The organism is Mycobacterium gordonae (assembly GCF_001417955.2).
Lineage (GTDB): Bacteria > Actinomycetota > Actinomycetes > Mycobacteriales > Mycobacteriaceae > Mycobacterium > Mycobacterium gordonae_B.
Genome location: NZ_LKTM01000286.1, coordinates 32,232 through 51,184, shown reverse-complemented (window position 1 = coordinate 51,184; position 18,953 = coordinate 32,232). Strand labels below are relative to the sequence as shown.

Sequence of the window (18,953 nt, the reverse complement as noted above, 5' to 3'; positions counted from 1 at the left end):
AGATGTGTATAAGAGAACAGGGCCGGCGGTGCCGGAGGTGACGGCGGGCGCTATGGCAACGGCGGTGCCGGAGGGGCTGGCGGCAATGGCGGCAACGCCATCGCGCCGGGTGCCTCCGGCGGAACCGGGGGTGCCGGCGGAGCCGGCGGCCTAGGCGGGACCCTTGCCGGCAATGGTGGCGACGGTGGCGCCGGTGGTGCCGGGGGCCAGGGGCAGGCCGGGCAAGCCGGCGGCGCCGGGCGGCAGGGTTCTGCCGGAACCGGCAATGGCGGCGACGGCGGCAACGGGGGAGCCGGACTCCAAGGCAGCGCCGGCGGAGACGGCGGTAACGGCGGAGACGGCGGCCTCGGCGGCAGAACGCAGGCGGGCGGGTCATTCAGCGACGGGCGTGCCGGCGCCGGTGGTGACGGCGGGAACGGCGGCCGAGGTGGTGATGGCGGTGACGGCGGTCGTGGTGGGAATGGCGCTGACTACACATCCCGCTTCTCCCCTGAGGGTGGCGCGGCTGGCGGGAACGGCGGCCGTGGCGGTGACGGTGGTCTGGGTGGCGATGGCGGACGAGGCGGTGCCGGCTCCTCCACGGGCCGGGACGGCGCGACCGGCAGCGACGGGGACGGCGGTAACGGCGGCCGGGGCGGCAACGGCGGCAGCGCCGTGATCAACGGTCCGCAAGCGGGCCTGGGCGGCAATGGCGGCATCGGTGGGACTGGTGCCAACGGCGGCGACGGCGGTAATGGCGGCACCGGAGGAGTCTCGGCTGCCAGCCGTTTTGAAACGAGCGCCACCGGGGGCGCGGGGGGTCGCGGCGGTAACGGGACGTCCGGTGCGGGCGGCGACGGAGGCGCCGGCGGAACGGGAGGGGCCGGGAACGGCGCGACCGGCGATCCCAGCAACGGTGGGGACGGCGGTCGCGGCGGCACCGGCGGTACCGGCAATGGTGGTCCCGGCGGCAACGGTGGCGCCGGTGGTAACGGTGGCGCGGGCGCCAACGCGAGCGGCAATTTCAACAACGGCGGCGCCGGCGGAGGCGGCGGCCAGGGCGGTATCGGTGGCGTCGGCAACGACGGTCCCGGCGGGGACGGTGGCGTCGGTGGCCGCGGGGGCAATGGCGGTAGCTCCGTGGCCATAAGCACCAGCGGCGGTGACGGCGGCGCCGGTGGCCAGGGCGGTGTCGGTGGCGCAGGTCGCGACGCCCCCGGCGGCGACGGCGGCGGTGGTGGCGCGGGTGGCACCGGCGGTGACGGCGGCGGTGGCCGCGGGTCCTTCGGAGGCACCGGCGGTTCCGGCGGCAGCGGGGCTGCCGGCGGGTCCGGATACACCGGGCAGTACCTGGGCGGCTCCGGGTCGGCGGGTGCTGCCGGTGTCTCGCCCGAGACAGACCGGGGCGGGCGGGGCGGCGGCGGCGGCGCCGGTGGTGACGGCGGCGCTCCGTGAACCGGTCGCGTGCGCTGCCGCATGTCAGACTGGACGGGTTATGGCTCAACAACTGGTATTCGAGGCGCCACGCCGCGGCAAGCCGCCGCGGCATCTGGCCGACCTCGATGCGGCCGGCCGCGCGGACGCCGTCGCGGCACTGGGGCTGCCCGCTTTTCGTGCCAAGCAGCTCGCCCATCAGTACTACGGGCGGCTGATCGCCGACCCGCGGCAGATGACCGACCTTCCCGCGGCGGTACGCGACGCCGTTGCGGCGAACATCTTCCCGGTACTGCTCACCGCGGCTCGCGAGGTGACCTGCGATGCCGGTCAGACCCGAAAGACGTTGTGGCGGGCGGGTGATGGCGCGACCGTCGAATCGGTGCTGATGCGCTACCCGCAACGCAATACCGTCTGCATCTCCTCGCAGGCCGGCTGCGGCATGGCGTGCCCGTTCTGCGCCACCGGCCAGGGCGGGCTGACCCGCAACCTGTCGACGGCTGAGATCCTCGAGCAGGTGCGGGCTGCGGCGGTCGCCCTGCGCGACGACTTCGGCGACCGGTTGTCCAACGTGGTGTTCATGGGCATGGGGGAGCCGCTGGCCAACTATTCGCGGGTGGTGGCCGCGGTGCGACGCATCACCGAGGCGCCGCCGTCCGGCTTCGGGATCTCGGCGCGCTCGGTGACGGTGTCGACGGTGGGCCTGGCCCCGGCGATCCGCAAGCTGGCCGACGAGCGCCTCGGGGTGACGTTGGCGCTGTCGCTGCACACGCCCGACGATGAGTTGCGCGACACCCTGGTGCCGGTCAACAACCGGTGGAAGGTCAGCGAGGTGCTGGAGGCGGCCCGCTACTACGCCGACGTGACCGGCCGGCGGGTGTCAATCGAATATGCGCTGATCCGCGACGTCAACGACCAACCGTGGCGGGCCGACCTGCTGGGCAAGCTGCTGCATCGCGCGCTGGGCGCACTGGCGCACGTGAACTTGATTCCGCTGAACCCCACCCCGGGCAGCGACTGGGACGCCAGCCCCAAGCCGGTAGAGCGGGAGTTCGTCAGACGCGTTCGCGCACAGGGTGTTTCGTGCACCGTGCGGGATACCCGCGGCCGCGAGATCGCAGCGGCGTGCGGACAGCTGGCCGCCGACGGCGGGTAGCGCGCGCCATTCGGCCTGCGCGTAAATCTGCAGCGAAAACGCGAGTGGGGGCCACCAATTCTGCAGGCTCGGCGACATAGTCAACCGAGGTGTTGAACCTTTCCCCAGCGTCAATACGTCGTCATAGCAAAGCCGGCGAACAGAGGTGTGCCATGAAACTGCTTTCCCCGCTCAAAATCTTCACGGCCGCTGTCGCGGTCGCTCTGACGCTCGGCCTGGCGGCCGCTCCGCGCGCAACGGCCGCGGATGACCGCCTGAACTTCACCGGGACCACCCTCAGCGGTGCCCCGTTCAACGGCGCCACCCTGCAGGGCAAGCCGGCCGTGCTGTGGTTCTGGACGCCGTTCTGCCCGTTCTGCAATGCCGAGGCCCCCAGCCTCAGCCAGGTTGCCGCAGCCAATCCGGGCGTCACGTTCGTCGGCATCGCGGCCCATTCGGACGTCGGCCAGATGCAGGGCTTCGTGTCGAAGTACGGCCTGAACTTCACCAACCTCAATGACGCGGATGGCGCGATCTGGGCGCGCTACAACGTGCCGTGGCAGCCCGCCTGGGTCTTCTACCGCCCCGACGGCTCCTCCACGTTCGTCAACAACACCACCTCGGCCATGTCGCAGCAGGACCTGCAGGGCCGGGTCGCCGCCCTGACGTCTTAAGGGTGAACCACGCCCTGATCGGCTTGGCCTTCGCCGCCGGACTGGTGGCCGCGCTGAATCCGTGTGGATTCGCCATGCTGCCCGCATACCTGCTGCTGGTCGTACGCGGTTGCCAATCGGCAAGCCCGCTCTCGGCCGTCGGCCGGGCACTGGCCGCGACGCTGGGAATGGCGCTCGGGTTCATGACGGTCTTCGGCGTCTTCGGCGTGCTGACCATCGCTGCGGCGTCCACGGTGCAGCGCTACCTGCCGTATGTGACCGTGGTGATCGGGGTTGCGCTGACCGTGCTCGGCGCCTGGTTGTTGTCGGGCCGGGAATTGACCGGGCCGGCGCCTTTCGGCCCGCGCTGGGCGCCGACCGCGCGGCTGGGTTCCTTCTACGGATACGGCGTCAGCTACGCGATCGCCTCGTTGTCGTGCACGGTCGGGCCTTTCCTGGCTGTCACCGGAGCCGGGCTGCGCAGCGGGTCGGCGCTCAATGGAGTGGGGGTCTACGGCGCCTACATCGCGGGGTTGACGCTGGTCGTCGGCGCACTGGCGATCCTGACGGCAACCGCCCGCTCGACGGTGGTCGCCAGGATGCGTGCGGTCCTGCCGTTCGTCAACCGGCTCAGCGGTGTCCTCTTGATCCTCGTGGGCGCCTATGTCAGCTATTACGGCGTGTACGAGGTGCGGCTGTTCGGCGCGAACGCCAACCCGGAGGACGCGGTGATCGCCGCCGCGGGCCGCCTGCAGGGCACGGTCGCCGGTTGGGTGCACAGTCACGGCGGCTGGCCCTGGGTGTTCGTGTTGGCGATCGCGCTGGTCGGCGCGCTGGCAGGCACCTGGCGCCGCAGGCGCCGGGGCCATGACACCACAAACGGTTGTACATGACACCAAAATAGTGTCATCATGACACTGTGGATTTGCAGCCGTACATCGACACTGTCCGCAACGAGCTGCACGCGGCCGCCTCGGCGGCGGGCGCAGAGGCGCAGGAGCTGGCCGAGCGGCTGACCGCTCCGCTGGAATCCGCGCTGCGGCTGGCGCTGCTGGAAGCCCTGTCGGCGGCCGGCGAGGAGATCACCGGCGAACTGGCCCCGGGTTCGGTCGAACTCCGACTGCGGGGCCGGGATCCGGAGTTCGTCGTCACCACGCCACCCGACAGCTTCGACGACGCCCAAAACGCCCCGCCGGTCCCGTCCTTCGACGACGACGATGACCACGGAGCCACCTGGCGGGTCACCCTCCGGTTGCCGGAGCGGTTACGGGCCTCCGTGGAAGCGGCCGCCCGCCGCGACGGTGCCTCGCTGAACAGCTGGTTGGTACGGGCCGCGGCCACCGCGGCGGCGGGCGAACGGAACACCGCCCGGCCGCCCCTTCGCAATGCGCACCGCCTCACCGGCTGGGCGCGCTGAACACTCACCAAGGAGAACGCAATGTCGTTATTCACCACCCCGGATCCGATCAGCGTCCGAGTCGAGGCCGGCGCGGGATCGGTCCGGCTCAGTGCGACCGAGCGCACGGACACCGCCGTGCAGGTGCGCCCGGACGATGAAACCTGCGACGCCGACGTCTGGGCTGCCGAGCACGTCCGCGTCGAGTTCCGTGACGGCCGGCTGACGGTCTCGACCCCCAGACGCGCGCGGCACCGCGCCGGGGCCGTGCAGATCGAGGTCGCACTGCCATCCCGGTCGCGGCTCTATGCGACGCTGGGATCAGCGGATCTGCACGCCGAGGGCGAGTACAGCGATGTGCGGCTCGCGACCGCCACCGGAGACGTGGAACTCGAGGTGGTACGCGGAAAGCTGAAGGCGACCAACGCATCTGGATCCCTGGCTGCCCAGGCGATCGAGGGCTATGCGTCGATCGCGACGTCCTCGGGTTCGGTGCGTGTGGAAAAGCTCGATGGCGAGCTGAAGTTCAAGGGCGCCAGCGGAACGCTGTCCATCGACGCCATGTGCGGTGCCGTTAAGTCACGCACCGCCTCGGGATCGGTGATCATCGAATCCGGCGTCCGGGGCGTCGTAGATGCGCACACCAGCAGCGGAGAAGTGGCCGTCGGCGTTCCGGAGGGCACCGCCGTCCGGTTCGACATCGTCACCGGGTCCGGTGTGGTCACCAACCGGCTGCAACCGGCCGACGGACCCGAGGGCGATGACGAGACCCTCGTCCTGCAAGTCCGCAGCGGGTCCGGCGACGTTCACATCCACCGGGACCCGGTTACCGCGCCGGCTACCTGAGCCAGCCGCGCCGGCGACCCCAGATGTCGCGGACCAGCACGAACAGCGACAGCGCGGCGAATCCGATCAGGAACCAGTCCTCGACGTGGCCGACGTGGTTACCGCGCAGCATCGCCAGCAGGAAGATGACGATGAAGATCCCGACGGCATGCCACGTGCGGTAGTTGATACGGCTCCAACCCCAGCGCGCGGACGGCACCTCGGCCTCGTCGACGCCGGCGTACGGCTCCACCTCAGTACTGGCCACGGCGATCCCTCCGGTTGTCACTCGGACTGACACTGCCTGAACATTCTGGCACAGGCCGTTCGTCCGCGGTCAGGTCTCCACCCAAAGGGATCGCCGCGACGCAGCTGCCGCTGTCACGCAGGCGGCATCAGCACCGTGTCGATCATGTAGACCTGCGCGTTCGCCGTCGACACACCGCCGCAGACCACGCCGGCGTTGTTGACCCGCAGGTTGTTACCCATGCCGGTGACCGTGACGTTGGCGCCCTGCAAGGTCTTGTGGGTGCCGATCACCCGGTTGGGGCTGGCCTGCCCACTGACCACGTGGTAGGTCAGGATGCTGGTCAGCAGATTCGAGTCGGTCTTGAGCTGCTCGATGGTGGCCGGCGGCAGCTTGCCGAACGCGGCGTCGGTCGGCGCGAACACCGTGTACTGACCGCTGTTGAGGGTGTCGACCAGGTTCACCTGCGGGTTGAGCTGGCCGGACAGCGCCGACGTCAGCGTGGTCAGCATCGGGTTGTTGGCCGCCGCCTCGGTGACGGGGACCATCGACATGCCCTGGACCGACGCGGGGCCGGTGGGGTTGGCCGCGGCGTAGTCCGCGCATCCCGGACCGACCAGGTCGCTGGCCGCCGCGGTCGGAGCCAGCGCTACGCCGCAGGCCATCAGCGCAACCGTGAAACCGGTTGCCGCCATTGAGGTTTTGGTCTTCATGGTTAGTTCGCTCCTCGTGGTGAGTGTTACAGACCCCTGACATCAAGGATTCGGAGCCAACGAGGGTCCGGATGGGTGTCAGCCGTAAGTGAAGGAGAAAACCTGCAGCCCCTTGCTGGGGTGCACCTCGATGGTTCCCGACGACTGGCGGGGGTCGGCGACGATCTGATGCGACGTCGGCGGGCCGTCGACCGTCACACTGGTGGGCTTGCCGTTGCGGGTCACCGTGAGCGTGCCGGTGCCGCCGACCACGACGTAGATGTCCTTGGCGTGGTAATTGAGCCTGATGGCCGAGTCGTCGCCGGTTGCCGTGGCGCCCTGGTAGTCCAGCGCCCACGGGCCGCTCAGGGCGAAGCTGTCGGCGGCGAGGTTGGGCGGATAGCGGAACGTCTGGGCGCCCTCGTCGTACTCGCCGCCACCGCCGTAATTGACGGCCTTGCCGACGGCGAAGTAGGTCTCGGCAGTGGTGATCGCTTTCGGTGTGAGGTCGGGCGCGCCGACGGGGCCGGGCAGCGTGACGCCGGGTCTGGCATCGGCGAGCAACTGCCTGATCAGCTGTTCGGTGTCGTCGTAGCCGCCCTCGCCGAACTTGAGATGCCGCACTGTGCCGTTGGCGTCGATCAGGTACTCGGCCGGCCAGTAGCGATTGCGGTAATTGGTCCACGTCGAGTAGTTGTTGTCCAGTGCCACCGGGTATTTGATGCCCAGATCGGCCGCGCCCTTGGTGACGTTCTCCGGCACCTTCTCGAACGCGTACTCCGGGGTATGGACACCGATGACCTCGAGGCCGGCGTCCTTGTAGGCCTGATACCAGCCGACCACGTGCGGGATGGCCCGTTGGCAGTTGATGCACGAGTAGGCCCAGAAGTCGATCAGGACGACCTTGCCGCGCAACGATTTCAGTGCGATGGGCTGGTTGCCCGGCGTGTTGAGCCAATTGGTGATGCCCCGCAGATCCGGTGCGGGGCCGCAGTTCTCGAGCTTGGTGCCGCCCTGGGTGCAGTTCGACAGGGCCACGTTCTGGTCGGTGACGATGCCACCGAGCTTCTCCTGAACCTGGCTGGATCCGCCGACCTTCTCCTGCAGGGATGCGGTGTAGTCGGGAATGGCGCGCTGCAGCACGGCCGGAAGGTCGAACACCAGCGCCACCGCCAGCAGTATCGTCACGATGCCCGCGCCGACCCGGATCTCACGCTGGCGTCGCCGAAACGCGCTGACCCGCTGCGCGATTCGTTGGCCGGCCAGCGCGAAGAACAGCAGCGGCAACGCGGCGCCGACGGCGAACGCGGCGGTGAGCACCACGGTGCCGGCGCCGATCCGCGCGGTCGCCCCGGCCACCACGATCGCCGCCAGGACCGGTCCCGCGCACGGCACGTACAGCACCCCCAGTGCCAGGCCGAGACCGAAACCGTTTCCGCGCGTGGCGATCTGCTTCTGCGGGATGCGGGAGAAGGGCCGCTCGAGCAGCTGCTCGAAACGGGGGAAGATCAGACCGGCCCCGATGGCCACCAGCGCGACGAGCGCCACCCAGCGGATGGCGTCCTGCGGCAGGTGCAGTGCCGAGAGCAACGCCGAGCCGAGCAGCGTCACCACACTGAAACTGAGCACCAGGCCGCCGATCACCCGATATGGGCGTGACGCCTCTGACCGGGTCGGTTTGGCTTTGACAGCGACCCCGACCGCGCCGTCAGCCGGCGCCTCGCGGGCGGTGCTGTTCGCACCCGAGAAAAAGATCACCGGCAGCACCGGCAGGATGCACGGTGAGATGCCGGTGATCAGACCGCCGAGAAAGCCGATCAGCGCCAAGGTCCACATGTCAGTTATTCGTCACGGCGGCGGTCCCGGATTGGTTCAACGCCAAAGAAGAAGGCAGCCCACCTCGGGTGGGCTGCCTTCGTCCGGAGAGATGTCACTGACCAGGGGGCATCAGCACGGTGTCGATCATGTAGACCGTGGCGTTCGCGGTGTGCACCCCGCCGCACACCAGGCCCGAGGTGTTGACCTTCAGGTCATTACCGGCCCCGGTCACCGTGACCTCGGCGCCCTGCAGCGTCTTGTGGGTGCCGGCCACCTTGGCCGGGCTCGCCTGCCCGTTGACCACGTGGTAGGTCAAGATGCTGTTGAGCAGCTTGGCGTCGGTCTTGAGCTGGTCGAGGGTGGCCGCCGGCAGCTTGTCGAAGGCGGCGTTGGTGGGCGCGAACACGGTGTACTGCCCGCTGTTCAGCGTGTCCACCAGGTTCACCTGCGGGTTGAGCTTGCCCGACAACGCCGACGTCAGCGTGGTCAGCATCGGATTGTTCGACGCCGCCGTCGCGACCGGGTCCTGGGCCATGCCGGCTACCGACCCGGGGCCGGTGGGGTTCTGCGCCGCGTATTCCGAGCAGCCGGGACCGATCAGGTCGGCGGCGGGGTCGGCCTTGGCGGACGACGGCGCGGAGCTCGGCGCGGCAGAGACGCTCGCGGAGGTTGCGCCGCTGCTGGTGCCCTGCGACGCAGGCTTGCTGCTGGAACATCCCGCGAGCCCCGTGATCGCGATCGCCGCGAGAGCCGCTGCTGCCACTGACCTGGCCTGAGTATTCATCACGTGTCAATTCCTTTGCTAGGGAACGCTTTTGTGGTGACGACGGACGCCGCCATTCGTGCCGTACATGAAGTCATTCGGAGTGGGCGCGATCACGGATGGGTGCGATTTTGAAAAGGGCGGCACAATAGGTGGGTGACTTTCTCGGGTGACGGGCAGGACGGGCAGGCTCCCGTCGAGCGGGTGCGCGTACTGGTGCTCGGCAGCACCGGCTCCATCGGTACCCAGGCCCTGGAGGTCATCGCCGCCAACCCCGACCGGTTCGAGATCGTCGGCCTGGCCGCCGGCGGCGGGAACCTCGACACGCTGCTGCGCCAACGCGCCGAGACCGGGGTCACCAACATCGCCGTCGCCGACGCTGCGGCCGCCGAGCGGGCCGGGGACATCCCGTTTCGCGGCCCCGACGCCGTCACCCGGTTGGTGCAGGACACTGAGGCCGACGTCGTCCTCAACGCCCTGGTCGGTGCGCTGGGCCTGCGCCCGACGCTGGCCGCGCTGGAGTCCGGCGCCCGGCTGGCCCTGGCCAACAAGGAGTCCCTGGTAGCCGGCGGCCCGCTGGTGCTGCGGGCGGCCCGGCCCGGCCAGATCGTGCCGGTGGACTCCGAGCACTCCGCGCTGGCGCAGTGCCTGCGCGGCGGGACGCCCGACGAGGTCGCCAAGCTGATCCTGACCGCCTCCGGGGGTCCGTTCCGGGGCTGGCCGGCCGCCGACCTCGAGGACGTCACGCCCGAGCAGGCCGGCGCGCATCCCACCTGGTCGATGGGCCCGATGAACACGCTGAACTCGGCGTCGCTGGTCAACAAGGGCCTCGAACTCATCGAGACCCACCTGCTGTTCGGCATTCCCTACGACCGGATCGAGGTCGTCGTCCATCCGCAGTCGATCATTCACTCGATGGTGACCTTCACCGACGGCTCCACGATCGCTCAGGCCAGCCCGCCGGACATGAAGCTGCCCATCTCCCTGGCCCTGGGCTGGCCGCACCGGGTGCCCGGAGCGGCCACCTGCTGCGACTTCTCCACCGCCTCTACCTGGGAATTCGAGCCGCTGGACAGCGAGGTGTTCCCGGCGGTGGAGCTGGCGCGTCAGGCCGGGGGAACCGGAGGCTGCATGACCGCCGTTTACAACGCGGCCAACGAAGAAGCGGCGGAAGCGTTCCTGACCGGACGGATCCGATTCCCTGCCATCGTCGCCACCATTGCCGACGTGCTGCACGCTGCCGACCAATGGGCCGCGTCACCAGCTACCGTGGATGACGTACTCGAGGCGCAGCGCTGGGCCCGCGAGCGGGCTCAACAGGCGATGGCAACACCGGCGTCGGTCAGAGTCTCGGGCATGGCGTGAGAAAGGTCGTCACAGACAGATGATGTTCGTTATCGGCATTGTGCTGTTCGCACTCGCCATCCTCATCTCGGTCGCCCTGCACGAGTGCGGCCACATGTGGGCCGCCCGCGCCACCGGCATGAAGGTGCGTCGTTACTTCGTCGGCTTCGGCCCGACGCTGTGGTCCACCCAGCGGGGCGAGACCCAATACGGCTTCAAGGCCATCCCGGCGGGCGGCTTCTGTGACATCGCCGGCATGACGCCGGTCGAGGAGCTGGCTCCCGACGAGCAGGACCGCGCGATGTACAAGCAGGCCACCTGGAAGCGGGTCGCGGTGCTGTTCGCCGGTCCGGGCATGAACTTCGTCATCTGCCTGGTGCTGCTCTACGCCATCGCGCTGGTCTGGGGCCTGCCCAACCTGCACCCGTCCAACAAGGCGATCGTCGGGGAAACCGGTTGTGTCGCTCAGGAAATCAGCCAGGGCAAGCTCGACAAGTGCGACGGTCCCGGACCCGCGGCGCTGGCGGGCCTGCGTCCCGGTGACGTCGTCGTCAAGGTCGGCGACACCCCGGTGAGCACGTTCGAGGACATGGCTACCGCGGTGCGCAAGATGCACGGCTCGGTGCCGATCGTCGTCGACCGCGACGGCAAGACCATCACCACCAACGTCACCGTCGAGTCCACCCGCCGCTATGTCCCCACCGGGCAGGGCAACCAGTTGGAGCCGGCCAACGTCGGAGCCATCGGTGTCGGCGCTCCCCGCAACGAACCCACCCGCTACAACGTGCTGTCGGCCGCGCCGGCCACCGTGGTCTTCGCCGGCCAGTTGACCGTCGAGGTCGGCAAGTCGCTGGCCGCCATCCCGACCAAGGTCGGCGCGCTGTTCCACGCGATCGGCGGTGGGCAGCGCGACCCGCAGACGCCGATGAGCGTGGTCGGCGCCAGCATCGTCGGAGGCGACACCGTCGACCACGGACTGTGGGTGGCGTTCTGGTTCTTCCTGGCGCAGCTGAACCTGGTGCTGGGTGCCATCAACCTGCTGCCGTTACTGCCATTTGACGGCGGCCACATCGCGGTGGCGGTGTTCGAGAAGATCCGCAACGCCATCCGCACCGCCCGCGGCAAGGTGGCCGCGGCGCCGGTGAACTATCTCAAGCTGATGCCGGCGACCTACGTGGTGCTGATCTTCGTAGTCGGCTACATGCTGCTGACCGTCACCGCTGACCTGGTCAACCCGATCCGGCTCTTCCAGTAACAGAGAGAAGGCGAACAGACAGTGACCATTGGCCTGGGCATGCCGCAACCCCCGGCGCCCACGCTCGCTCCCCGGCGTGCCACTCGTCAGCTCATGGTCCGCGACGTCGGCGTCGGCAGCGACTACCCGATATCCGTGCAGTCGATGTGCACGACCAAGACCCACGACGTCAACTCGACGCTGCAGCAGATCGCGGAGCTGACCGCCGCCGGCTGCGACATCGTGCGCGTGGCCTGCCCGCGGCAGGAGGACGCCGACGCGCTGGCCGAGATCGCCCGGCACAGCCAGATTCCGGTGATCGCCGACATCCATTTCCAGCCGAAGTACATCTTCGCCGCCATCGACGCCGGATGCGCCGCGGTGCGGGTGAACCCGGGCAATATCAAGGAGTTCGACGGCCGGGTCGGCGAAGTCGCCAAGGCGGCCGGCGCCGCGGGCATCCCGATCCGTATCGGTGTCAACGCGGGCTCGCTGGACAAGCGGTTCATGCAGAAGTACGGCAAGGCCACCCCGGAGGCGCTGGTCGAGTCGGCGCTGTGGGAGGCCTCGCTGTTCGAGGAGCACGGGTTCGGCAACATCAAGATCAGCGTCAAGCACAACGACCCGGTGGTGATGGTCGCCGCCTACGAGCAGTTGGCCGCCCAGTGTGACTACCCGCTGCACCTGGGCGTCACCGAGGCCGGCCCGGCGTTCCAGGGCACCATCAAGTCCGCGGTGGCCTTCGGAGCGCTGCTCTCGCGCGGCATCGGCGACACCATCCGGGTGTCGTTGTCGGCGCCGCCGGTGGAGGAAGTCAAGGTCGGCACCCAGATTCTGGAGTCGCTCAACCTGCGGCCGCGCAAGCTGGAGATCGTGTCGTGTCCGTCGTGCGGACGGGCCCAGGTCGACGTCTACACGCTGGCCAACGAGGTGAGCGCCGGTCTGGACGGTCTGGAGGTGCCACTGCGGGTCGCGGTGATGGGCTGCGTGGTCAACGGGCCGGGGGAAGCCCGCGAAGCCGACCTCGGAGTGGCGTCGGGCAACGGCAAGGGGCAGATCTTCGTCAAGGGCGAGGTGATCAAGACCGTGCCCGAAGCGCAGATCGTCGAGACGCTGATCGAGGAAGCGATGCGGCTCGCCGAGGAAATGGGCCTGGAAACCGAGGACGATCCCGGGACGGCAGCGAGCGGTTCGCCTATTGTGACCGTAAGCTGATAGGGGCCAACCCAACTGGCCCTCAGTTCGCACCACAGAGAGTTATGAGATGTCGGCTCCGCCCATCTTGCGCCTCGTCGGCGAGAGACGGGTTTCGGTGGTGCGCGACGCCGCGGCCGTGTGGCGGGTCCTGGGTGACAACCCGGTCGAATCCTGCATGGTGGCCGCGCGGGTCGCGGACTACGGCGTCGAACCCAATTCCATCGGCGGAGAACTCTGGACCCGGCGCGCCCCGGAGGAATCGCTGTGTTTCGCCGGCGCCAACCTGATCCCGCTGCGGGGCAATCTGATTGACCTCAACGCATTCGCCGATGAAGCCAAGAGCACGGCTCGCCGGTGCTCGTCTCTGGTCGGCCGGGCCGACCTGGTGTTGCCGATGTGGCAGCGCCTCGAGTCCGCCTGGGGCCCGGCACGCGATGTGCGCGACCGGCAGCCGCTGATGGCGCTCGACAGTCATCCCAACTGCGCGCTCGATTTCGAGGTGCGCCAGGTGCGGCCCGAGGAGATCGACGCCTACCTGGTCGCTGCCGTCGACATGTTCATCGGCGAGGTCGGGGTGGACCCCCGGCTGGGTGACGGTGGCCGCGGCTACCGGCGCCGGGTGGCCAGTCTGATCGCCGCCGGACGGGCCTGGGCCCGCTTCGAGCACGGGCAGGTCATCTTCAAGGCCGAGGTGGGATCGCAGTCGCCGTCGGTCGGCCAGATCCAGGGAGTCTGGGTCCATCCGGAGCGGCGCGGCCTGGGCCTCGGCACCACCGGCACCGCGACGCTGGCCGCCGTGATCGTGGGCAGCGGACGCGTCGCCAGCCTGTACGTCAACGACTTCAACACGGTGGCCCGGGCCGCCTACGCGCGCGTCGGGTTCAAAGAAGTCGGCACGTTCGCCACGGTGCTGCTGGATTAATGGCGGGTTGGCGGTTCGTTTCCGCGAGTGGAACCGCACTGCGAAAATCGGCGCTCGAAATCGCAGCCTCGTTCCCCTCGCAATCGCACGAGGCGGATAACGGTCCGGTCTCGGTGTGTCGGCACCGACGCGGCGGCCACGGTCCATAACATCAGTACCGATGGTCACAATCTTCTCACGAACAACACTGGCAACATCCGTCGCAGGCCTGTTGCTGGCTCTGGTCGTGTTGCCGGGCTGCACACCGAAGCCCGAAGGACCAGCCCCGGCCGCCGAGAGATTCCTGGCGGCGCTGTCCGTCGGTGACACCGTGACCGCCGCCCAGCTCAGCGACAACCCCAACGAGGCGCGCGAGGCGCTCAACGCCGCCTGGGCCGGCCTGCAGGCCACTCATCTGGACGCGCAGGTGCTGAGCTCGAAGTACGCCGAGGACACCGGGACCGTCGTGTACCGCTTCACCTGGCACCTGCCGAAGGACCGGACCTGGAGCTACGACGGGCAACTGAAGATGGCCCGCGACGAGGGGCACTGGCAGGTCCGCTGGGCCACCACCGGCCTGCACCCGAAGCTGGGGGAGCACCAGACGTTCGCGCTGCGGGCCGACCAGCCGCGGCGGGCCTCGGTGAACGAGCTGGGCGGCTCCGATGTGCTGGCGCCCGGTTACATCTACAACTACTCGCTGGACGCCACCAAGGCCGGACCCGACCTGATCGGGACGGCCCACGCCGTCATCGATGCGCTGCATCCGTTCAACGACACGCTCAACGATCCCCAGTTGCTGGCCGAAACGGCCAGCTCGGCGACCAAGCCGATCGACCTGGCCACGCTGCTGCCCGACGACAGCAACCGGGTGTTCCCGGCGATCGGCCAGCTGCCCGGCGTCGTGATCACCCCGCATGCCGAGCTGTTGGCGACCGATCCGCACTTCGCGCCGGCGGTCATGGCCGAGGTCAAGAAGTCGGTCGTCGATCAGCTCGACGGCCAGGCCGGATGGCGGATCGTCAGCACCAACCAGAACGGTGTCGACGTCGCGGTGCTGCACGAGGTCGAAGGCTCGCCCGCGCCGTCGGTGTCGATCACCCTGGACCGGGCCGTGCAGAACGCCGCTCAGCACGCAGTGGACACCCGCGGCGGCAAAGCGATGCTGGTCGTGATCAAGCCCTCGACGGGGGAGATCCTGGCGGTCGCGCAGAATGCCGGCGCGGACGCCGAGGGTCTGTTGGCGACCACCGGCCTCTACCCGCCCGGGTCGACTTTCAAGATGGTCACCGCGGGCGCCGCCGTCGACCGCGACATGGCCACCCCCAACACGATGGTCGGCTGCCCGGGGCACATCGACATCGGCCACCGCACCATTCCCAACTACGGCGGCTTCGATCTCGGCGTGGTGCCCATGTCGCGCGCCTTCGCCAGTTCCTGTAACACCACGTTCGCCGAACTGAGCGCCAAACTGCCGCCGCGCGGGTTGACGCAGGCCGCCACCCGTTACGGGATCGGGCTGGATTACCAGGTCGAGGGCATCACCACCGTGACCGGCTCGGTGCCGCCGACGGTCGACCTGACCGAACGCACTGAGGACGGATTCGGCCAGGGCCGGGTGCTGGCCAGCCCGTTCGGGATGGCGCTGGTGGCGGCCACCGTCGCCGCCGGCAAGACGCCGGTGCCGCAGTTGATCGCGGGCCGGCCGACCACCGTCGCCGGCGACAACACCCCGATCAGCCCGAAGATGGTCGATGCGCTGCGCCCGATGATGCGGTTGGTCGTCACCAACGGCACCGCCAAGGAGATCGCGGGCTGCGGCGAGATCTACGGCAAGACCGGGGAAGCCGAATTCGCGGGCGGGTCGCACTCCTGGTTCGCCGGGTACCGCGGTGACCTGGCCTTCGCCGCCCTGATCGTCGGCGGCGGCAGTTCCGAATACGCCGTTCGGATGACCAAAGTGATGTTCGACTCGCTGCCGCCGGGCTACCTGGCCTAACGCGATCGCCGACCCGCAACAGCGGTAAGTTGCGAAGGTGAGCATGACGGGGCCGGGCGGCGACATGGCGCCGATGCGGGTGTCGGACGCCGACCGCAACGGCACCATGCGCCGCCTGCAAAACGCCCTGGCGCTCGGCCTGATCAACATCGACGAATTCGAACAGCGCACCCGCCAGGTGTCCTACGCGCGCACCCGCGACGAGTTGGACAGGCTGGTGGGCGACCTGCCCGCGCCGGGGGAGATCGTCACCTCGGCGACCGACCGGGTGGAACTGCGGGGGTGGGCCGGCTCCCTGAAGCGCCACGGGGAGTGGACGGTGCCCACCCGGCTTTCGCTGGTGCGCCGGTTCGGGTCGATCGACCTGGACCTGACCAAGGCACGCTTTGCGGGTCCGGTCGTGGTCATTGAAATCGACATGAAGTTCGGCTCGCTGAACCTGTGGCTGCCCGAAGGCGCCAGCGCGTCGATCGACAACGTCGAGGCCTACGTGGGCAGCGCCTCGGATCGCCGCAAGGACCCGCCGGCGGAGGGCAATCCGCACGTCGTCCTGAGCGGTCAGTTGGTGTTCGGCTCGGTGGTCATCCGCGGGCCGCGGCGGACGTTGCTGCGCCGTCCGCGGTTCTGAGTGGCGGGGCGGTGCGCCGCCTGCGCTCGGCGGCACTACCGCCGCGGCATCGTTAAGCTAGCTGCCATGCCTGTTCGAACTGCGCTGTCTCCCGGCGTGCTGTCCCCGACGCTGCCGGTGCCCAAGTGGATCGCGCGCCCGGAATACGTCGGCAAGTCCACCGCCAAAGAGGGCTCCGAGCCGTGGGTGCAGGAACCCGAGGTCATCGAGAAGATGCGGGTGGCCGGTCAGATCGCGGCCCGGGCGCTCCAAGAGGCGGGCAAGGCCGTCGCACCGGGCGTCACGACCGACCAACTCGACCGCATCGCGCACGAGTACATGGTCGACAACGGCGCCTACCCCTCGACGCTGGGCTACAAGCATTTCCCCAAGTCGTGCTGCACCTCCCTCAACGAGGTGATCTGCCACGGCATCCCGGACTCGACGGTGATCGAGGACGGCGACATCGTCAACATCGATGTCACCGCCTACATCAACGGAGTGCACGGCGACACCAACGCGACGTTCCTGGCCGGTGACGTGTCCGAGGAGCACCGGCTGCTGGTCGAGCGGACCCACGAGGCGACCATGCGGGCGATCAAGGCCGTCAAACCGGGACGGCAGTTGTCGGTGGTCGGCCGGGTGATCGAGTCGTATGCAAATCGGTTCGGCTACAACGTGGTTCGCGACTTCACCGGCCACGGCATCGGCACCACGTTCCACAACGGGCTGGTGGTGCTGCACTACGACCAGCCCGCCGTGGAGACGGTCATCCAGCCGGGCATGACGTTCACGATCGAGCCGATGATCAACCTCGGCGCTCTGGATTACGAGATCTGGGACGACGGCTGGACCGTGGTTACCCGCGACCGCAAGTGGACGGCGCAGTTCGAGCACACGCTGCTGGTCACCGACACCGGCGCCGAAATCCTCACCCTGCCGTGACCCCGGTGGCGCGAGCAGACGCAAAATCGCCCCTTTTCGGCACGAAAAGGGCGATTTTGCGTCTGCTCGCCGCACCACGGTGAGCGGGGCGCTGCTGGTTGCGGGCACCAGCTCGGATGCCGGGAAGTCCATGGTGGTCGCCGGGCTGTGCCGCCTGTTGGCGCGCCGCGGAGTTCGGGTCGCCCCGTTCAAGGCGCAGAACATGTCCAACAATTCCGCCGTCACCGTCGAAGGCGGCGAGATCGGGCGCGCCCAGGCGATCCAGGCACGCGCGGCCGGCCTGGAGCCCAGCGTGCGGTTCAATCCAGTGCTGCTCAAACCCGGCGGCGACGGCACCTCGCAATTGGTCGTCCGCGGCAAAGCCACCGAGTACGTCAGTGCGGCAAGCTATTTCCGGCATCGCGACCAGGTGGCCGGCGTCGTACTCGACGAATTGCGGGGTTTGCGCGACGAATTCGACTCGGTGATCTGCGAGGGCGCCGGATCGCCCGCCGAAATCAACTTGAGGGCAACCGACATCGCGAACATGGGCTTGGCCAGGGCCGCGGATCTGCCGGTTGTGCTGGTCGGCGACATCGACCGCGGCGGCCTGCTGGCGCACCTGTTCGGGACGGTCGCGGTCCTCGACCGCGAGGACCAGGCACTCATTGCGGGCTTTATCGTCAACAAGTTCCGTGGTGACCGCGCGCTGCTGGAACCGGGTCTGGTGCAGCTGGCGGAACTGACCGGCCGGCCCACCTACGGCGTGCTGCCGTACAGCGAGCGACTCTGGCTCGACGCCGAGGACTCTCTTTCGGTCGTAGCGCACCGCGTGGTCGGCACCCCGGAACCGCCGCGCGGCGAGCAGTGGTTGAGAGTGGCGGCCGTCCGCCTGCCACGCATCTCGAATTCGACCGATGTCGAAGCTCTGGCTTGTGAGCCCGGTGTCCTGGTGCGGTGGGTCACCGAGGCGGCCGACGTAGCCGCCGCCGACCTGATCGTGCTACCGGGCAGCAAGGCCACCGTCGCCGACCTGTCCTGGCTGCGGGAACGCGGTCTGGCCGCGGGAATCGCCGACCACGCCGCGGCTGGTAAGCCGGTGTTGGGCATCTGCGGTGGCTTCCAGATGCTGTGCCGCAGCATCGACGACACGGTGGAGTCGCGGGCCGGGGCGGTGCGCGGCCTGGGGTTGTTGGACGCCGACATCGAGTTCGCCCCGGCCAAGACGCTGCGTCGCTGGCGAGAGCCCCTGTCCGGCTACGAGATTCACCACGGACAGCTGGCCCGTTGCGCCGAGACGCCGTGGTTCGGGGCCGATTCCGAAACTGGGATCCGCCGCGGACAGGTTTTCGGCACCCACTGGCACGGCCTGCTCGACAACGACGATTTCCGCCGGAGCTTTCTGAGCGGTGTCGCCGGCGCCGCCGGCCGCGCCGGGTTCACGGTCGCCGACGACACGAATGTCGCTGCCCGCCGCGACGGCCAATTGGACCTGATCGCCGATCTGCTGGCCACCCACCTCGACGTAGAGGCGGTGCTGGGCCTGCTCACCGGTCCGGCGCCGCGGCGACCGCATCTCGTCAGCGAGCTACGTTCCTAGCTGCCGCCGAAATACCGGAGCTCAGCACCGCGTCGCATGAATTCAAATTCAAATGCGCGCATTTGCTCCGGCTAATTTAGAAGTCCGTTCGACGAATTCGGATATCGGATAGCTGTATTTGTTGTAGCTTGACGGCTCGGGCTGAAATCTGGAGGCGGTATGGTGCGACCTTTGCACACCTGGACGATCCAAGCGGCGGGTGCGC

General features: G+C 68.8%; 17 protein-coding genes and 1 pseudogene. 14 read left to right on the top strand and 4 right to left on the bottom strand.

Annotated features, from left to right (window positions below; genetic code table 11):
• Positions 1-24: 24 nt before the first annotated feature.
• The 6 genes and pseudogenes from AO501_RS40765 to AO501_RS19510 all read left to right on the top strand — a co-directional run.
• A pseudogene (locus AO501_RS40765) lies at positions 25-1,434 on the top strand (hypothetical protein); the annotation flags it as partial.
• 40 nt (positions 1,435-1,474) lie between these two features.
• Positions 1,475-2,569: a 23S rRNA (adenine(2503)-C(2))-methyltransferase RlmN gene (gene rlmN, locus AO501_RS19530; protein ID WP_055579270.1), complete on the top strand. Its 1,095-nt coding sequence runs from the start codon at positions 1,475-1,477 to the stop codon at positions 2,567-2,569.
• A 152-nt stretch (positions 2,570-2,721) separates the two neighbouring features.
• Positions 2,722-3,222 (top strand): protein disulfide oxidoreductase, encoded by a 501-nt coding sequence (locus tag AO501_RS19525; RefSeq protein WP_055579269.1) that lies wholly within the window; start codon positions 2,722-2,724, stop codon positions 3,220-3,222.
• 2 nt (positions 3,223-3,224) lie between these two features.
• Positions 3,225-4,094 carry a cytochrome c biogenesis CcdA family protein gene (locus tag AO501_RS19520; RefSeq protein ID WP_055579268.1) on the top strand — a complete coding sequence of 290 codons (870 nt, stop codon included), beginning with the start codon at positions 3,225-3,227 and terminating at the stop codon, positions 4,092-4,094.
• 26 nt (positions 4,095-4,120) lie between these two features.
• Positions 4,121-4,618, top strand: coding sequence for a hypothetical protein (locus AO501_RS19515; protein ID WP_055579267.1), 498 nt, complete (start codon positions 4,121-4,123; stop codon positions 4,616-4,618).
• 21 nt (positions 4,619-4,639) lie between these two features.
• Positions 4,640-5,443 carry a DUF4097 family beta strand repeat-containing protein gene (locus AO501_RS19510; protein ID WP_055579266.1) on the top strand — a complete coding sequence of 268 codons (804 nt, stop codon included), beginning with the start codon at positions 4,640-4,642 and terminating at the stop codon, positions 5,441-5,443.
• On the opposite strand, the gene AO501_RS19505 is transcribed toward AO501_RS19510, so the two are convergent.
• From AO501_RS19505 to AO501_RS19490, 4 genes are all read right to left on the bottom strand, one after another.
• Positions 5,436-5,690, bottom strand: a complete 255-nt coding sequence (locus tag AO501_RS19505) for a DUF2631 domain-containing protein (protein ID WP_055579278.1) — start codon at positions 5,688-5,690, stop codon at positions 5,436-5,438. The two genes, AO501_RS19510 and AO501_RS19505, sit on opposite strands and share 8 nt — an antisense overlap.
• 113 nt (positions 5,691-5,803) lie before the next feature.
• Positions 5,804-6,382, bottom strand: a complete 579-nt coding sequence (locus tag AO501_RS19500) for a fasciclin domain-containing protein (RefSeq protein ID WP_055579265.1) — start codon at positions 6,380-6,382, stop codon at positions 5,804-5,806.
• A 78-nt stretch (positions 6,383-6,460) separates the two neighbouring features.
• On the bottom strand, positions 6,461-8,197 hold the full coding sequence (locus tag AO501_RS19495; RefSeq protein ID WP_055579264.1) for a cytochrome c biogenesis protein DipZ: 1,737 nt from the start codon (positions 8,195-8,197) through the stop codon (positions 6,461-6,463).
• A gap of 94 nt (positions 8,198-8,291) precedes the next feature.
• Positions 8,292-8,966, bottom strand: coding sequence for a fasciclin domain-containing protein (locus AO501_RS19490; RefSeq protein ID WP_055579263.1), 675 nt, complete (start codon positions 8,964-8,966; stop codon positions 8,292-8,294).
• A gap of 132 nt (positions 8,967-9,098) precedes the next feature.
• Here AO501_RS19490 and dxr point away from each other — a divergent pair, with 132 nt between their 5' ends.
• The 8 genes from dxr (at position 9,099) to AO501_RS19450 (ending at position 18,748) form a co-directional block, all read left to right on the top strand.
• Entirely contained in the window at positions 9,099-10,307 is a 1,209-nt protein-coding gene (dxr, locus tag AO501_RS19485) for a 1-deoxy-D-xylulose-5-phosphate reductoisomerase (RefSeq protein WP_055579262.1), read from the top strand.
• A gap of 19 nt (positions 10,308-10,326) precedes the next feature.
• A complete protein-coding gene (locus tag AO501_RS19480) occupies positions 10,327-11,541 on the top strand; it encodes a M50 family metallopeptidase (RefSeq protein ID WP_055579261.1) in 1,215 nt (404 codons plus the stop codon).
• Between the two features lie 21 nt (positions 11,542-11,562).
• On the top strand, positions 11,563-12,735 hold the full coding sequence (gene ispG / locus AO501_RS19475; protein WP_055579260.1) for a flavodoxin-dependent (E)-4-hydroxy-3-methylbut-2-enyl-diphosphate synthase: 1,173 nt from the start codon (positions 11,563-11,565) through the stop codon (positions 12,733-12,735).
• A gap of 49 nt (positions 12,736-12,784) precedes the next feature.
• Positions 12,785-13,639, top strand: a complete 855-nt coding sequence (locus AO501_RS19470) for a GNAT family N-acetyltransferase (RefSeq protein ID WP_055579259.1) — start codon at positions 12,785-12,787, stop codon at positions 13,637-13,639.
• A gap of 169 nt (positions 13,640-13,808) precedes the next feature.
• Positions 13,809-15,617 carry a penicillin-binding transpeptidase domain-containing protein gene (locus AO501_RS19465; protein WP_156452687.1) on the top strand — a complete coding sequence of 603 codons (1,809 nt, stop codon included), beginning with the start codon at positions 13,809-13,811 and terminating at the stop codon, positions 15,615-15,617.
• Between the two features lie 43 nt (positions 15,618-15,660).
• On the top strand, positions 15,661-16,245 hold the full coding sequence (locus AO501_RS19460) for a DUF1707 SHOCT-like domain-containing protein (protein WP_055579257.1): 585 nt from the start codon (positions 15,661-15,663) through the stop codon (positions 16,243-16,245).
• Positions 16,246-16,311: 66 nt separating this feature from the next.
• A complete protein-coding gene (gene map / locus AO501_RS19455; RefSeq protein ID WP_055579256.1) occupies positions 16,312-17,169 on the top strand; it encodes a type I methionyl aminopeptidase in 858 nt (285 codons plus the stop codon).
• A 79-nt stretch (positions 17,170-17,248) separates the two neighbouring features.
• Complete coding sequence (locus tag AO501_RS19450; protein ID WP_055579255.1) at positions 17,249-18,748, top strand: cobyric acid synthase; 1,500 nt, start codon at positions 17,249-17,251, stop codon at positions 18,746-18,748.
• The last annotated feature ends 205 nt before the right edge of the window (positions 18,749-18,953 follow it).

Excerpts from the sequence above, each read along its gene's own strand:
- rlmN (WP_055579270.1), top strand. The coding sequence starts at position 1,475 with ATGGCTCAACAACTGGTATTCGAGGCGCCACGCCGCGGCAAGCCGCCG.
- AO501_RS19525 (WP_055579269.1), top strand. The coding sequence starts at position 2,722 with ATGAAACTGCTTTCCCCGCTCAAAATCTTCACGGCCGCTGTCGCGGTC.
- AO501_RS19510 (WP_055579266.1), top strand. The coding sequence starts at position 4,640 with ATGTCGTTATTCACCACCCCGGATCCGATCAGCGTCCGAGTCGAGGCC.
- AO501_RS19500 (WP_055579265.1), bottom strand. The coding sequence starts at position 6,382 with ATGAAGACCAAAACCTCAATGGCGGCAACCGGTTTCACGGTTGCGCTG.
- AO501_RS19495 (WP_055579264.1), bottom strand. The coding sequence starts at position 8,197 with ATGTGGACCTTGGCGCTGATCGGCTTTCTCGGCGGTCTGATCACCGGC.
- AO501_RS19480 (WP_055579261.1), top strand. The coding sequence starts at position 10,327 with ATGATGTTCGTTATCGGCATTGTGCTGTTCGCACTCGCCATCCTCATC.
- AO501_RS19470 (WP_055579259.1), top strand. The coding sequence starts at position 12,785 with ATGTCGGCTCCGCCCATCTTGCGCCTCGTCGGCGAGAGACGGGTTTCG.
- AO501_RS19460 (WP_055579257.1), top strand. The coding sequence starts at position 15,661 with ATGACGGGGCCGGGCGGCGACATGGCGCCGATGCGGGTGTCGGACGCC.
- map (WP_055579256.1), top strand. The coding sequence starts at position 16,312 with ATGCCTGTTCGAACTGCGCTGTCTCCCGGCGTGCTGTCCCCGACGCTG.